We start from the raw sequence: 14,900 nt of genomic DNA, 5'->3' as shown, positions 1-14,900 counted from the left end.
CTTGCTGCTCTTTTTCTGAGAGTTTTCTCTTTCTCCCAGATCGATGAGCATCAGTAACGGCCTGCTCAAGCGACTCGTCAGTGTCGAGTCGCTTGAGCCAACTGTAGATTGTTCGTCGGCCAGTGTTGTGCCATTCGGCGAGTTCGGTTTGCGTGATACCGTGCTTGTACTCAATTGCCGCTAACAGCCGTTGTGTCGGCTTCTTTTCCTCGACCTTGTCGAGTGCGTCGTGAAGTTCTTCGACAGAGATNCAGCCGTTGTGTCGGCTTCTTTTCCTCGACCTTGTCGAGTGCGTCGTGAAGTTCTTCGACAGAGATCTCGTCGAGGTGGTCCATTAGAAATAGTAACGGTCTACGGGCTGAAAATTCTAATGGTTACTATAGACCGTGCCGATAATGAAATACCCTCCAGTTAGCATAGTCAAGATAGGAATCTTTTAGTACAGAGTGAGTAAATACTCGTTTGAAATGGGAGATAGAAGTAGTAATATTGAGTTGAATAGACGTGGCGTACTCAAAGCAACCGGCGCAATTGGCGCGGCCGGCCTCGGACTGGCAGTCGGAACTGGATCTGGGGTCGCACGTGAAACGGGCGAGGCCAGCGCGTGGACGCGTGAACATGCGAATAACATTGAACCCACAGATGATCTGACTGCGCCAGTGATCAGCGAAAACTCCGACGTGATCTCGGACGACTACTGGATCTGGGATACCTGGCCGCTTCGATACCGCGACGGTTCAATCGCAAAGATCAACGGCTGGCAAGTCGTCTTCTCTTTGACGGCGTCGAAGGACCTCGTACCCGGTGCTCGTCACAACGAGGCAACAATTCGATACTTCTATTCCCGGAACGGCCATGACTGGCAGGAGGGCGGTACGGCCTTGGACGACCCACTCGGCCATCACCAGTGGGCCGGATCCGCGATGTATGACCGCAGCGAGGACCAGATCTATCACTTCTACACGCCAACCAGCGCAGAACCGGAGTTCCGCCAGCGGCTTGCGCTTGCGAAAGGCGCAACGCTAGAGACAGGCCCACATGGCGTTGAGGTGGTTGGAGAGCAGGAACACATCCTCATCGGTAAGGCTGACGGGGAACTTTACCAGACCTTAGAGCAGTCCCGGGACCAAGGTATCGTTTATGCGTTCCGTGATCCGTGGTACTTCCAACACCCTGAAACGGGAGAGGACATGGTTGTGTTTGAAGGAAACACGCCCACAGAAGGCGAGAACCCGGACGACCCACAGAGCTATAACGGGAACGTTGGCGTGGCACGAGCGACGAACGACGGACTCACTGAGTGGGAGCTGCTCCCGCCGAACCTCGAAGCCATTGAAGTCAACCAGCAACTTGAGCGCCCTCACTACGTCTTCCAGAACGGCAAGTGGTACCTGTTCGTGCTGAGTCACGAGTTCACCTTTGCTCCCGGTCTCCAGGGCCCTGACGCACTGTACGGGTTCGTGAGTGACTCGCTCTATGGTGACTACGAGCCGCTCAACGGCAGCGGACTGGTCATTGCCAACCCCGAGGAGGCCTCTTTCCAGGGCTATTCATGGCTGGCGATGCCCCAGGGGAACGACGCACTCGTCGAGAGCTTCGAGAACTTCCGTGGCCTCGACGACACTTCCCGGGGTGAAATCAGTCTCGACGAAGTCGGATACCTCCCTCCCGAAGAGCAAAAGGAACTGTTTGGGGGGACGCTTGCCCCGAGTTTAAAGCTGCAACTCAATGGGACGGAAACGCGAGTCGTAAACGAACTCAACGATGGCCACTTCCTCCCCTCGGGTGGATCGAACGGAAGAGGGAAATAAGAGAATCCAATTGCCCAGTGAGTGCTGCTATTCGCTTGGTTTGGATCCCTGAAAAATAGACGGAGAGGGGGAGGGATTTACTCCGTCATGAGGACGGCCATGGTAGTCTTAGCGAACGGTCTTGTGAAACACATTGTTGGTGGAGAACTGTCTGGTGGTTTCGACACAATACGGAGTCCATTGAGCGCCAATCAAGCTATGGATTTGAGCATCTATGAGGGTGGTTTTCCGGCTGGCCCTGAACGCTACTCGTGGGTACCAACAATCTCCTTCACAAAAGGATTTACAATAGTACATTCGTAATCCATCCGCTTTTCCACCGTTCGGTTCAACGCTGTCTCTCTACCTCACTTTCCCCCTGTCCTCATGTGCAACCGTGATACTCTATCCGGATCCTCAACGGTGTTTGTCGTTGGTGAATCTTCCCGGAACCACTTATCCGCTGGACGTAGTCATATCGCTCGGTATTCTCAGTGATGGTCACAGCCATGTATTTCAGTGAAATTCGAAATAGTCGTAATAGCCACCATTGATTTGTTACCACCACTCATGTCATAATGGGGCATTCGGGAGACATTCTGACTATCTCGAATAGCCTCTAACCCAGAAGTCTCTTTCCGATAGATACACTTGTATCAATCATCATCCATAGGATGGAAATAATGGGTTATAATGAGGGGAACCGCAGTAGTGTACAACGTAAACGCATTCAGCGACGGGGATACGCGTTCGACAACGAGTGGTGCTTCGAGGTAGATTCATCTATCGGATGAGCGTGTGTCGACATTCTTCAAGGAAATCTCGAATACTCGCGATCGCTTTCGGTTATCTTGCGAGTTCGCTCTCCAAGTTCTGTCTCACTCATTTCGCACCGATCTCAGCGGCCTCTCGCAACGGAGACGATCGTACAGTACAGGATTTCCGGCGGCGTCGAAATATCCAACTGTGGGCTGATCGCACTGTTAGATGCCCACGGGGACGCGTTCTCGCTGGATCTGTGTAGCATCCCGTTCACTTCCGGTGACTAATGCGTCTTCGATAGCTTGACGGACGCGTTCGGGACTCGCCTCGCTACCCGCCTGACGGATGCTCCCCATGGCGTCCGGATCGAACGGGATATCGAGTTCTGCATAAATCGGCTCGAGGACGGCGATAAGTTCGTCGCGGTCGCGAGGGACGACGATGCCGGCCGTCAGCGCCGCGTTCTGGCGAACGCGTTGGGCGATGCCGACGAGCTTACCACCGGCCGATAGGGAGTGCGTTCCGGGACAGAAGGCCGCCTCGGGCTCGCCCCGTTCGGCCGCCACATCGACGGCATCGAGTGCGATCCGTAGTCGGTCGAGAATCCGCTCGTAGCGGCCCGTCAGTCCCGCTCGTTGGTCGGCCACCGTATCGATATGTGCGAAACAGATGGTCGTCCCCGTGTACGCCACTGCCCGGCCACCGACGCTGCGCTCGTACGTTCCGTATCCCAACTTTCTGGCGGTTTCACACGCCCGTTCGTACCGATCTTCCCGGACGTCGCGAGGTCCGAACGCGACGTGTCGAAGCGGACGCCACACCCTGACGGCGGTTTCGATCGGTTCCGAAAGTAGTGATTGTGTTACCGCGTGATCCCGTTCGATGGTGGACGCTCGACCGCGGAGTACACGCATACAACCGACAGACGTTGTCCCCCGAAATAAGCGTTATAGGTACTGATCAGTAGACGGCCAACGCTGGAAGGGAGTAGAGTGCGTGAGGAGGGCTACTCGGACGGTACCTGCAGCGAGTCGATCGCTCGGTATTCGCCGCTAGTCGTTCGGCTTGACAAGGATTTTGATGTGATCGCTTTCAGGATCGATGAGCCGCTCGAACCCGTCGTCGACGATTTCCTCGAGACCGATCCGGTCGGTGATAAACGGGTCGGGATCGAGTCGACCGTCGGCGAGCATGTCGATCACCATTCCGTACTCCTCGTCGGATCGAGGGCCGCCGAGATAGGCGAGCGTTCCAGTGACCGTCCGCTCACCGAGCACGAGATTGTTCGGATGAGTGCTCACTTTTTCCTCCCAGATGCTCACGACGGTCGTCTGACCGCTCGGAACCGTACTCTCAATTGCCGCGTTGAACGAGGCTTCGACACCCGCGACCTCGAACGAAACGTCGACGCCGCCATCGGTATTCGAGGCAATGTACTCGACGGGATCCGTACTCGCTGGATCGATGAGTTCGTCCGCGCCACACGCTACTGCGCGGTCGCGCCTGGCCTCTCGCGGTTCGGAAACGAATATCGACCTCGCGCCCGCGACCCGGGCGCACTGAATCACGGCCAACCCGATCGGTCCCGCTCCGAAGACTGCGACCGAATCACCGGAGTGAAGTCCGGAGCGTCGCACCGCGTGCAACGCGACGGTTAGCGGTTCGACCAGCGCACCGTACTCGATCGGCACGTCGTCACCGAGTGCTACGGCGTGTTCCGCGTCTAGGACGACGCTTTCGGCGAATCCACCGCCGCCGCCGGAGAGTCCGATGAAGCCGATCGAATCACAGATGTGGTAGTTTCCTTCCCGACACTGGCGACACTCCCCGCAGGAGAGGATTGGGTTGACGGCGACAGCCTCACCCGAATCCACTCCCGTTACCCCCTCGCCAACGTCAGAGACGGTTCCGCTGAACTCGTGTCCCATCCTTATCGGTGCCGTTTCCTGTGACACTGGATGCGGTTCATCACCGGGTACGAAGATCGGTCCAGCAGTGTACTCGTGGAGATCTGAGCCACAGATACCGCACGAATCGATCTCGATACGAACCTGCCCTCTCCCGACTGACTCCTGTTCAACGTCCTCGACACGGATGTCTTTCCGCCCGTGATAGGTAACAGCTCTCATACCAATCGATAGTTACCATGCACCGTGATAAATATAGTGGACGAGTACTGCTCCCCCAGTGAGGGGTCTTGGATGAAAAATCGATAATATTATGTCTTAATGTATGGTAGGCGTTAACGGAGCATGGCAAATTATACGCTAGACACGGAAGACGGCAGACTCGAAGCCTTGCGTCGAATGCTGACGATCCGTGAATTCGATACGAAAGCCGGCGAGTACTTCGCCGACGGCGAGATTCCCGGATTCGTTCACTTGTATATCGGTGAGGAGGCGGTCGGTGTCGGGACATGTGCTGCTCTTGAACCGGACGATTACATTACCAGTACACACAGAGGTCACGGTCACTGCATCGCGAAGGGGCTGGACACCAAGCTGATGATGGCCGAACTGTTCGGCAAACGGAGCGGATACTGTAACGGGAAGGGTGGTTCAATGCACATCGCCGACGTGGACGCCGGGATGCTGGGTGCAAACGGCATCGTGGGTGCGGGCCCGCCGCTTGCGACCGGTGCCGCGTTGTCGATCGACTACCAGGACCGTGACCAGGTCGCGTTGGCCTTCCTTGGCGACGGAGCGGTCGCACAGGGACAGGTCCACGAGGCCGTGAACATGGCCTCGACGTGGAATCTTCCGGCGGTTTTCCTGGTCGAAAACAACAAGTACGGTGAGGCCACGCCCGTCGAGAAGCAGCATAACGTCAAACAACTCAGTGACACCGCACAGGCATACGATATTCCCGGGGTCACAGTCGACGGGATGGACGTGACGGCCGTAACCGAGGCCGTCGAAGAGGCGCGAAAGCGGGCGCGAGCCGGTGATGGGCCGACCATGATTGAAGCCGAGACCTACCGCTACAACGGCCACTACGAAGGTGACGAACAGAACTACCGTGACGAGGAGGAGGTCGCACAGTGGAAGGAACGCGATGCAATCGAGTCTTTCAAGGAGCGACTTATCGACCGCGGCGAACTGACCGAGGCGGAGTTCGAAGAGCTCCAGGCCGAGGTCGAGGACGAAATTGCCGACGCGGTTGAATACGCACAGAACTCCGACCTGCCCGAACCCGAGGAAGCTTACGAAGACATGTTCAGCGAACCGGTACCCGAAGTCGAACAGTTCGCGAGCCGCCTCCGTACCGACGGCGGTTCCAGCGGAGGTGATTCGCGATGACTGCTCAAGCAGAACTCGAGCGGGAAGAGACGGAGACGATGACGGTCCGGGAGGCTATCCGAGAGGCATTGCGCGAGGAGTTGGCACGCGACGAGGATGTCTACATCATGGGTGAAGATGTCGGTGCGTTCGGCGGCGTCCTCGAGGTGACCGGTGACCTTTACGAGGAGTTCGGCGAGGAACGGGTCCGTGACACGCCCATCGCCGAAGCCGGGTACGTCGGTGCTGCGACGGGAGCGGCCGCAACCGGAACGCGCCCTGTCATCGAGCTCATGTTCTCGGATTTCATCGGCGTTTCGATGGAACAGATCATGAACCAGATGGCGAAGATGCGGTACATGTTCGGTGGGAAGACCGAGATTCCTGTCACCGTTCGCGCGACCGAAGGTGGTGGGATGGGTGCCGCCAGCCAGCACTCCGGAACAGTTCACGCGTGGATCTCACACTTCCCCGGCCTGAAAGCCGTCGCGCCGGGTACTGCTGCTGCCGCGAAGGGGTTGACGAAGGCCGCCATCAGGTCAAACGATCCCGTGTTCGTCTTCGAGAACAAGATGATATACGAGCAGCAAGGGGATGTTCCAACTGACGAGGACTATATCGTTCCAATCGGCGAGGCGGCCGTCGAACGCGAGGGCGAGGATGTCACCGTGGTTGCGACCCAGCGACTTGTCGGCGAATCACTCGATGTCGCTGACCGCCTGGCCGGTGACGTGAGCGTCGAGGTCATCGACCCGCGTTCGCTCTATCCGCTCGACACTGAAACTATCGCCGAGAGTCTCAGAAAGACCGGACGGATGGTCGTCGCCGACGAGACGCCACTCTCGTATGGCACCCACGCCGAAATCATCACGCGGGCACAGGAAGAGGCGTTCTTCAGCCTCGACGCGCCCATCCAGCGCGTCGGTACGCCCGATACGCACATGCCGTTCAGCACGCCGCTCGAACAGGAGGTCCTTCCCGACGGCGAGGGGGTCGAGAATGCCATCAGGCGGATAACCTGACCACACGTGGCCCACGTTGGACTCATCGTCAATCCATCGGCCGGCCGCGACATCCGCCGTCTCACCGGCGGTGCGAGCGTCGTCGACAACTACGCGAAACGCCGTGTCGCCGAGTGCGTTCTCGACGGCCTCTCTCTCGCCGTCGAGTCCCCCAGTGTCGCCGTTATGCCGGACAAGACTGGTATCGCCTCGCACGCCATCGCGGAAGCACCCACCAAGATGGACATCGAACCGATCGAGATGCCAATCACAGAATCAGCCGCGGACACGCGGCGCGCCGCAGCGCATTTCCGCGAGAGCGCCGATGTCGTCGTCGTTCTCGGCGGCGACGGGACGAGCCGCGACGCGGCGCTCGAACTCGGCGACGTTCCGCTCGTCTCCGTCTCGACGGGAACGAACAACGTCGTGCCGACGCCCGTCGATGGAACCGTCGCTGGCGCGGCCGCCGCCGCCGTCGCGAACGACGCGGTCGACGCCGACGCCGTGACCTACCGTCACGGACGGATCGACGTCCGAGCCGACGACGTCACCGGAGAGAAGCGACTCTCCGGTCTAGCGACCGTCGGCATCATTGATCGGCCGTTCATCGGAACGCGAGCCGTTATCGATCCGTCGGAGCTGCTCGGTGGCGTCGTTTCGCGGGCACATCCCGCAGCCATCGGGCTCACCAGCGTCGCGGGGTGTATCGAACCGCTGGCTCCAAACGCACCCGGTGGTGCCGCACTTCGCCTCGGTGACCCTACTGAGACTGACCGGTCCGTCCGTGCGGTTCTCGCACCGGGAATGACGACGACGGTCGGTATCGAGGCACACGAGCCGCTAGACTGGGACGAGCCGGCAACCTTCGCGGTAACGGACGGCGTCGTCAGCGCGGACGGAGAGCGCGAACTCGAGCTCACCGACGGAATCGTCAGTATAACGCCCACCGCCGACGGGCCGCGTCTCGTGGACGTAGACACCGCCTTAGAGGCGGCCGCAGCAGCTGGATCCCTCGTCAGCAGCGAGACACCGATCGGAGACCGATAACCTCGTGTTCCGTTTTCGCCACTATCGAGTCGATTATACCTACAGACCTATCGTGTCCGTTTCGACGGATCGTCTCGAGTGACTCGACCGGTTTCGAGAATCTCGGTTGGTCCGAAAATGGATTCGGACGGAATTCAGATAGACGCTCGACGAGGAGTGATGGCTTCTTATTCCGTACCGCGATACGATTCGAGAACGAGTTCGGACGCGCGTTCGGCCCGCTCGAAGAGCCGCTGTAAGAAGGCGTCGGCCTCGGATCCGTCTATCGCTCGCGTGTCGTAGGTCAGACTGGCAGTCACGAGTGGGCGGAGATCCACACCGCTGCCCTCTGGAACCGCCCGCTGGCCAGTCGCATCGAACTCGAGAGCCGCGACGCACGGTGGATTGACGAGCATCCCGTCGGAGTCCGTCTTGGACGCGTTTGCGAGGGTGAACGAGGGCTCCCCCTCGCTGTCATCGTCGAGCCGTTCGCGTGTGTCGACGATCTCGGTCAGCGACTTCTCCTCAACGTTCGGAACGACGCCCGTGTGGAGTTCGCCGTCGAGTTCGGTCACGAGGGCGATGTCCTGGCTTTCTCGGAGCTGGTGCGTCGATTCCGCGTAGATTCCGTTCATGAGCGGTCGATCCGCGAGCGCCGCCGAGGCGACCACGAGCAACACGTCGATACTCGTTACCCGCTCCTCGAACGCCGACCGAACCGCTTCCGTGGTTTCGAGCAACGCCGCTCCGGCGGACGGGTCGGCCACAGCTGTGGCTCGCTCGAACCGGTTGGAAGCGGTCCGCTCGGGGGTGATTTGCCGAACTTCCGAACCACTCTCCCGCGTGGCTTCGGCGGCCGCCTCGACGTCGTCTTCGGTGATCGAATCCATCGGTCCGGTACCCTCGACGGACGTGAGGTCGACGCCGGCCTCCTCCGCGCGCTTTTTGGCTCGGGGAGAAGCTTTGATCGACTCCTCTCTCTCTGTCCCATCGCCGACTGCCGCCTCGACGTCGTCCTCGGTGATCGAATCCATCGGTCCGGTACCCTCGACGGACATGAGGTCGACACCGAGTTCCTCCGCTCGGTTCCGTGCTCGCGGGGACGCCTTCACTTCGGTCGTCTCCTCTGCGGCCGCGGGAGCGGCCGAACTTCCCGCGGACGCGGCCGATTGCGTCTCGACCGTGACGGCATCGTCTTCCGTGTCCGATGGTTCGGCTGTGGTATCCCGTTCTGCCTCCGTCTTTCCGTTGATCTCGGCCTCGGCTTCGGCCTCGAGATCGGAGATATCAGTATCGGCCGCTGCGAGGATGCCGATCGGTGTGCCGGGTGGAACGGACTTGCCTTCCTCGACGTAGATCCGGCGGAGGACACCGTCTTCACGCGCCTCGACCTCGCCGATACTCTTCTCGGATTCGACTTCGGCGAGCTTGTCTCCTTCCGACACGTCATCTTCTGACTCACGGAACCATTCGAGGACGGTCCCCTGTTCCATTTCGAGCCCTAGCTTTGGCATCTTGATAATATACGCCATTATAAATCATCCATGTGCGCCAATCTACTAAAACGTATCTCTCGAACGATGATGATTTCGACGGAGTACGTGACAGGTTCGGCCCGCGAGGCGCTCGCGTGCAGTCATTCACGCCTCTCTTCTCCGCATCGGAATCAGTCGAGAAGCCGGTTACGTCGACCACACTATTGGATAAAAATATGCTGCGCCGGGAATCCTCCTCTAGAGGACGTTCTGGAGAATGCCACCGTCGACGACCACGGACTGTCCAGTGACGTTCCGGTTCTCCGCGAAAAAGACGGCGAGTCTCCCCATGTCCTCAGGCGTCTGGTCGCGCCCCATCGGAATGGCTCGGTCGATAGTCTCGTCGTACGATTCGCCGATTTCCGGCGTCAAAACGTCTTCCCACATCGGCGTCTCGACGATTCCTGGACAGATAGCGTTGACCGTAACATCCGGCGCCAACTCGAGACTGAGCGACTTCGTGAGCCCGAGTACGGCGTGTTTCGACGCACAGTAGTGTGCGAGGCCGGCGGCGCCGATCTCACCCGCGATGGAGGCGGTGTTGATGATGGTCCCCTTCGACTCGCGGAGGTGTGGAATCGCGGCGCGTGCCGCGAGGAACATCCCCTTCGCGTTCACGTCCATCACCGTCTCCCACTCCGCTTCCGCCATCTCCTCGACCGGTGTGGCGGTGATGACGCCCGCGTTGTTCACGAGGATGTCAATCCGACTGAACTCGTCGATGACCTCGTCGACCATCGCGTCGATCTGATCGGCTTTCGTGACGTCACAGTCCACGACGTGTGCGCGCTGGTCTTCCGACTCGATGCGATCCACGAGTTCACGTGCACGCGTCGCCCCGCCGATCTCCGCGGATGATTTCTGGTTGTACTCCGTCTCCAGGATGTCCACGTCGGCGATAACTACGTCACTTCCCGCAGCCGCGAGTTCTGTGGCGATTCCACCACCGATGTCTCCGCCACCACCGGTCACGATCGACACCGCTCCGTCTAGCGTGTTCTTGTCTACCATCGTCTCTCGATTAGAGGTGATATATGATTATAAATCATGGTGGTTGTCGGGGCCGAAACGGATGGAACGCGACAGACAATGGGACTGGTATCGGATGACGGAGACTCGTCGTGGCTTGTCCTCGAGAGGTGGGTGAACTCGCTTACTGCAACTCGTCTCGAACTCTCTCACCGATTTCCTCGAGAGCCTCGTGTGCCCGATCCAGTTCCGGATCAGAGAGCATGATCAGGAACCCATGAATCATATCCTCATACTGCACGTGGTCGGTCGAAACGCCGGCTTCAGACAGCCGACTTGCGAGTTCCGTGCCGTCGTCGCGAAGCGGATCAAACCCGCACGTCAGAACGAGCGTGGGCGGGAGCCGGTCCAGGCTCTCGGTACGAAGCGGCGACGCGTACGGATGCTCACCGTCCAGTTCGCTCTGGAGGTAGCCGTCCCAGAACCGCTCCATGTCCTTTCGCGTGATGAAGTATCCCTGTGCGTTCTCCTCGTAAGAGTCCGTATCGAACGCGTAGTCCGAAGCGGGGTATGCGAGCACTTGATAGTCGATCGCTGGTCCGTCCCGATCGCGTGCCAGGAGCCCGACACCAAACGCGAGTGATCCCCCGGCGCTGTCTCCGGCGATAGCCAATGTATCGGGCCTGGCATCGATCGCTTCGGCGTTGTTCGCGACCCAACACGTCGCGGCGTAACAGTCCTCGAGTCCGGCTGGGAACCGGTGTTCGGGCGCGCGTCGGTAGTCGACGGAGATGACGACGCACTCGGTCGCGTTCGAGAGCGCCCGACACAGCGCGTCGTACGTCTCTAAATCCCCGAGCATCCATCCACCACCGTGGAAGAAGACGAGCGGTGGATGCGGTCCGTCCCCAGTTGGCTTGTAAATCCGCACGGGGATATCCGTCGCTGGACCCGGGATAGTGCGGTCTATCACGGATGCGACCGAGATTGGAGGTTCACTGGGAATACTGAGATCGCGATATGTCTCACGGGCTTCTTCTAGTGACAGCCGGTAGAGCGGTGGTAAGCCCTGTTCTGACAGCCCGTGAAGGTACTTCTCGACTTGCGGGTGGAGTGTCGATGACATTGCTTCACTTACGCCATCCGTCTAGAGCGGCATAATTGTACCTTTTATCAGACGAAATAGAGAACGAGAAGGGTCCTCTTTTTTATCCTTCCGCGTGACAGTGACAGTAGATGGTTGGAGAATCCATCCCGGTAGAAACGGATATCGTAGTGATTGGTGCCGGTCCCGGCGGATACGTAGCCGCTATCCGGGCTGCCCAATCCGGCTTCGACGTAGCGCTCGTCGAGAAAGATGCCTACGGTGGGACCTGCCTCAACGTCGGCTGCATTCCTTCGAAGGCACTCATCGCAGCGGCCGATATCACACACGACGCTACTCACGCTGAGCACATGGGGATCCAAGCCGAACTCGACGTGGACTTCAGTCGAATGGTCGGCTGGAAGAACAATGTCGTGAAGCAACTCACCGGTGGCGTCGAGAAGCTCTGTACGGCCAACGGTGTAACCCTGATCGATGGGACTGCGACCTTTACAAGCGAAACAGCGGTCCAGATCATGCGGAACGGAACGAACCTCGGGTCGATCGCGTTTACTCACGCCGTCATCGCTACCGGGTCGCGTCCGGTCGAACTTCCTGAGTTCCCATTCGATGGCGAACACGTTCTCTCCTCGACGCACGCGCTCGGACTCGAGTCGCTTCCCGAACGGCTGCTCGTCGTTGGCGCGGGCTACATTGGTATGGAACTCTCGACGGTGTTTGCCAAACTGGGCGTCGACGTGACGGTCGTCGAAATGCTCGATCAGGTACTGCCCGGCTACGAGCGGGATATCGCCCGCGTCGTCAGGAAGCGCGCCGAAAGCCTCGGTATCAACTTCCACTTTGGCGAGGGGGCTCAAGGCTGGGAGTCAACCGGCCGCGGCGTCCGCGTCTTCACTGAGAGTGACGACGGCGATCAGTCCGAATACGAGGCCGACCGCGTGGTGGTCGCCGTCGGACGAGAGCCCGTCACCGACACGCTCAACCTGGGAGCAGCAGGTATCGAGACCGACGACCGGGGGTTCATTCCGACCGACAAGCAGACTCGAACTGTCGCCGAACGGATTTTCGCCGTCGGCGACGTCGTCGGCGAGCCACTGCTCGCCCACAAGGCGAGCAAGGAGGGCGAAATTGCGGCCGACGTTATCGCTGGCGAGGCGGCCACATTTGACTCCCGAGCGATTCCGGCCGCCGTCTTCACCGATCCCGAAATCTGCACGGTCGGGATGACCGAGGACGAGGCCGAGAACGCAGGTCTCGATCCAGTCGTCGGACGGATGCCGATGCGAGCCTCGGGGCGTGCACTCACACTCGGCGAGACTGATGGGTTCGTACGTATCGTCGCGAACGGGAGCTCCGGCACGGTCCTCGGCGCGCAGCTAGTCTGTCCCGACGCCTCGGAGCTAGCTGCTGAACTCGCCCTGGCTATCGAGACGGAAGCCACGCTAGAAGATATCGCAACGACGGTTCACACGCACCCGACTCTCACCGAGGCGGTCATGGAGGCAGCCGCGAACGCTCGCGGCGAAGCGGTCCACACGCTCAACAGCTGACGAAACAGTAGCCGCCAACCCAGTTACGGTGCGACCGGCGGCTAGGATGGGTACGAGACCCGAAACGAGATGCGTCCGTCGTCTCGTCTACGCGCTATTTATTTACATTTGTCTCTTCCATCGGGGGCGATCAATCTTGATTGAGGGTATCCGCTAGCAGCGTGTCACCCATTCAACGATCCCGCGAGTATACCGTCCTGATAGCTCCGATCGGCAGGATGAAACGCTCCGCTACGAGCGCCGAGTTCCACGGTTACGTGCCGACTATCGTACGCTACTGTTCGATTCTGATGACCGGCTCGTCCTCGTACTCAATCGTTACCACGTGTCCTGCGTACAGAAAATCGATTTTCCCCGTACGCATCGTCCCACCCTCCGTCCGTGTGAAGATCATTTCAAGCGCCTCCGCATCTATTGCTTCGTAGAGCGGTGGAAGTTCTGCCGGGTCCTTCCCTTCGAGATCCGCAACTTCCTTGACGATTCGTTTGGAGAGACACCAGGCGTCGTACCGATCGCTCTCAGTCATCCACCACACTTCTCTACGACGTTCCCCTTACTGTTTTCGATCGTCTCGGTCTCAGTAAACGAGAGTCGCAAGGTACGCGGATCATCCATACGGACGTCACGCGATTTGGCGAAAAAGAGACTCGTAGGATTCGGTGACGATGATTTCTCAGCGTTAGCGTGATGCTTGTTCCGATTTCAATAACTGGAGTCGCTGAAAAGCCAGCGAAACGTCTTCCAATTCGCAACGCACAGCGTTACTGAGTGTAGAATAGAACTGACAATATTCACCCATGTGATCACGAATATTCCAGATTTCCCTGGATGATGTTTGCATATTCCTGCACTACTGATGGATACTTTTTGAAGAAAACGTCATCAGTTAGACGACTCGGTGGCCCATACAGTGCGATACCACCCACGAGATCGTCTGTTTGACTAACGACCGGAACGCCAATACCACGCATCCCATCGAAGCATTCCTCGTCATCAAGCGCGTATCCGCGTTGACGAATGAGCTCAATTTCTTCGAAGAGAGGATCGATTTCAGTTATCGTGTTGTCTGTTCTGGGATGGAGGCCGTATTGATCTATTACATCCTGAATCTCTTTATCAGATAATTGGGCTAAAATTGCCTTTCCATAGGCTGTCGTGTTGAGTCGGGATTTGACGCCTGGATGTGTTCGGCTGACTTGGAGCCGTTTTACCTTGTCCCCCTTTTTCATCGATAATAATACTCCGAGATTGTCCTCTTTTACCATTAAACCGGCGAACTCTCCCGTTTCTTCGGCCAACCGTCGGGTTTCCGACTCTCCAACCCTATAAATAGCATAGTTCCGTCGAACTTGATTTCCGATCTCGAGAAAGGAAAGGCTCACACAATAGCGGCCATTTGGTTTCTTGGTAATGTAATTGATCGTCTCGAGCGTGTTCACATACTCATACATCGTGCTTAGCGGCATATCAAATTCGGCAGCTAACTCACTTACAGATGCGGACTCCATTTCGACAAGCCGTTCTACGATACGATTAGCGCGACAGAGAGATTTGAGTGGTTGTGATGACATGGTAACAGACTCTCAATCAACCTCCATTATAGTTCCGGTTATTTCGAAGAGGGAAGCGTTGAACTGAAGAATAGTGGTCTGCTATGATTGTGTGAGCGAGTTAGGCAGATTGATAGGAGTCGATTCGAAATAGTCGGAATGGATTCTTGAGAAGAGGCCCGATATAAGTAGAGGCTAGAACTCCGGTGATCTCATTCTGATTATTTCGAATTCTTTCTGATGATCGAGTCTATGACTCTCATTATTCAGCACTGGTCAGCACTGCCACGATCGTTGCAGCACAATCAACCGCTTCAGGACTACGACTCGGAGA

General features: G+C 58.2%; 13 protein-coding genes. 5 read left to right on the top strand and 8 right to left on the bottom strand.

Annotation, left to right across the window (positions count from 1 at the left end; genetic code table 11):
• Positions 1-250, bottom strand: a 250-nt coding sequence (locus C480_RS21060) for a helix-turn-helix domain-containing protein (RefSeq protein WP_152424134.1), incomplete at its 3' end; no start/stop codon positions are given.
• Positions 251-467: 217 nt separating this feature from the next.
• Here C480_RS21060 and C480_RS21055 point away from each other — a divergent pair.
• Entirely contained in the window at positions 468-1,811 is a 1,344-nt protein-coding gene (locus tag C480_RS21055; RefSeq protein WP_049904166.1) for a glycoside hydrolase family 68 protein, read from the top strand.
• 962 nt (positions 1,812-2,773) lie between these two features.
• Here the strand turns inward: C480_RS21055 and C480_RS21050 are convergent.
• Positions 2,774-3,466 carry a lipoyl protein ligase domain-containing protein gene (locus C480_RS21050; protein WP_006667687.1) on the bottom strand — a complete coding sequence of 231 codons (693 nt, stop codon included), beginning with the start codon at positions 3,464-3,466 and terminating at the stop codon, positions 2,774-2,776.
• Positions 3,467-3,604: 138 nt separating this feature from the next.
• On the bottom strand, positions 3,605-4,681 hold the full coding sequence (locus C480_RS21045; protein ID WP_006667686.1) for a 2,3-butanediol dehydrogenase: 1,077 nt from the start codon (positions 4,679-4,681) through the stop codon (positions 3,605-3,607).
• 123 nt (positions 4,682-4,804) lie between these two features.
• Between C480_RS21045 and C480_RS21040 the strand changes: the two genes are divergently transcribed.
• From C480_RS21040 to C480_RS21030, 3 genes are read left to right on the top strand one after another with little or no spacing between them, the layout of a single operon-like run.
• Positions 4,805-5,851: a thiamine pyrophosphate-dependent dehydrogenase E1 component subunit alpha gene (locus C480_RS21040; RefSeq protein ID WP_049904162.1), complete on the top strand. Its 1,047-nt coding sequence runs from the start codon at positions 4,805-4,807 to the stop codon at positions 5,849-5,851.
• Positions 5,848-6,852: an alpha-ketoacid dehydrogenase subunit beta gene (locus C480_RS21035; protein ID WP_006667684.1), complete on the top strand. Its 1,005-nt coding sequence runs from the start codon at positions 5,848-5,850 to the stop codon at positions 6,850-6,852. Before C480_RS21040 ends, C480_RS21035 begins: the two co-directional genes overlap by 4 nt.
• 6 nt (positions 6,853-6,858) lie before the next feature.
• Entirely contained in the window at positions 6,859-7,878 is a 1,020-nt protein-coding gene (locus tag C480_RS21030) for an NAD(+)/NADH kinase (RefSeq protein WP_006667683.1), read from the top strand.
• Between the two features lie 167 nt (positions 7,879-8,045).
• Here the strand turns inward: C480_RS21030 and C480_RS21025 are convergent, their stop codons facing one another.
• The 3 genes from C480_RS21025 to C480_RS21015 form a co-directional block, all read right to left on the bottom strand.
• Positions 8,046-9,371, bottom strand: coding sequence for an E3 binding domain-containing protein (locus C480_RS21025; protein WP_083873457.1), 1,326 nt, complete (start codon positions 9,369-9,371; stop codon positions 8,046-8,048).
• 219 nt (positions 9,372-9,590) lie between these two features.
• Complete coding sequence (locus tag C480_RS21020) at positions 9,591-10,403, bottom strand: SDR family NAD(P)-dependent oxidoreductase (RefSeq protein ID WP_006667681.1); 813 nt, start codon at positions 10,401-10,403, stop codon at positions 9,591-9,593.
• 142 nt (positions 10,404-10,545) lie between these two features.
• Positions 10,546-11,487, bottom strand: a complete 942-nt coding sequence (locus tag C480_RS21015; protein ID WP_083873456.1) for an alpha/beta hydrolase — start codon at positions 11,485-11,487, stop codon at positions 10,546-10,548.
• 110 nt (positions 11,488-11,597) lie between these two features.
• Here C480_RS21015 and lpdA point away from each other — a divergent pair, with 110 nt between their 5' ends.
• On the top strand, positions 11,598-13,016 hold the full coding sequence (gene lpdA / locus C480_RS21010; RefSeq protein WP_006667679.1) for a dihydrolipoyl dehydrogenase: 1,419 nt from the start codon (positions 11,598-11,600) through the stop codon (positions 13,014-13,016).
• Positions 13,017-13,290: 274 nt separating this feature from the next.
• On the opposite strand, the gene C480_RS21005 is transcribed toward lpdA, so the two are convergent.
• Together C480_RS21005 and C480_RS21000 are read right to left on the bottom strand one after the other, a co-directional pair.
• Positions 13,291-13,542 (bottom strand): HalOD1 output domain-containing protein, encoded by a 252-nt coding sequence (locus tag C480_RS21005; protein WP_006667678.1) that lies wholly within the window; start codon positions 13,540-13,542, stop codon positions 13,291-13,293.
• Positions 13,543-13,819: 277 nt separating this feature from the next.
• Entirely contained in the window at positions 13,820-14,587 is a 768-nt protein-coding gene (locus C480_RS21000; protein ID WP_083873455.1) for an IclR family transcriptional regulator, read from the bottom strand.
• Between the last annotated feature and the right edge of the window lie 313 nt (positions 14,588-14,900).

The organism is Natrialba aegyptia DSM 13077, assembly GCF_000337535.1.
Taxonomy (GTDB): Archaea; Halobacteriota; Halobacteria; order Halobacteriales; family Natrialbaceae; genus Natrialba; species Natrialba aegyptia.
The sequence above is the reverse complement of the archived record's forward strand: the minus strand, read 5'-3'. Positions and strand labels throughout refer to the sequence as shown.

Bases quoted from the DNA above. Each gene is read 5' to 3' on its own strand.
- C480_RS21040 (WP_049904162.1), top strand. From the start codon at position 4,805: ATGGCAAATTATACGCTAGACACGGAAGACGGCAGACTCGAAGCCTTG.
- C480_RS21050 (WP_006667687.1), bottom strand. From the start codon at position 3,466: ATGCGTGTACTCCGCGGTCGAGCGTCCACCATCGAACGGGATCACGCG.
- C480_RS21025 (WP_083873457.1), bottom strand. From the start codon at position 9,371: ATGCCAAAGCTAGGGCTCGAAATGGAACAGGGGACCGTCCTCGAATGG.
- C480_RS21045 (WP_006667686.1), bottom strand. From the start codon at position 4,681: ATGAGAGCTGTTACCTATCACGGGCGGAAAGACATCCGTGTCGAGGAC.
- C480_RS21055 (WP_049904166.1), top strand. From the start codon at position 468: ATGGGAGATAGAAGTAGTAATATTGAGTTGAATAGACGTGGCGTACTC.
- C480_RS21035 (WP_006667684.1), top strand. From the start codon at position 5,848: ATGACTGCTCAAGCAGAACTCGAGCGGGAAGAGACGGAGACGATGACG.
- C480_RS21015 (WP_083873456.1), bottom strand. From the start codon at position 11,487: ATGTCATCGACACTCCACCCGCAAGTCGAGAAGTACCTTCACGGGCTG.
- C480_RS21000 (WP_083873455.1), bottom strand. From the start codon at position 14,587: ATGTCATCACAACCACTCAAATCTCTCTGTCGCGCTAATCGTATCGTA.
- C480_RS21005 (WP_006667678.1), bottom strand. From the start codon at position 13,542: ATGACTGAGAGCGATCGGTACGACGCCTGGTGTCTCTCCAAACGAATC.
- lpdA (WP_006667679.1), top strand. From the start codon at position 11,598: ATGGTTGGAGAATCCATCCCGGTAGAAACGGATATCGTAGTGATTGGT.
- C480_RS21020 (WP_006667681.1), bottom strand. From the start codon at position 10,403: ATGGTAGACAAGAACACGCTAGACGGAGCGGTGTCGATCGTGACCGGT.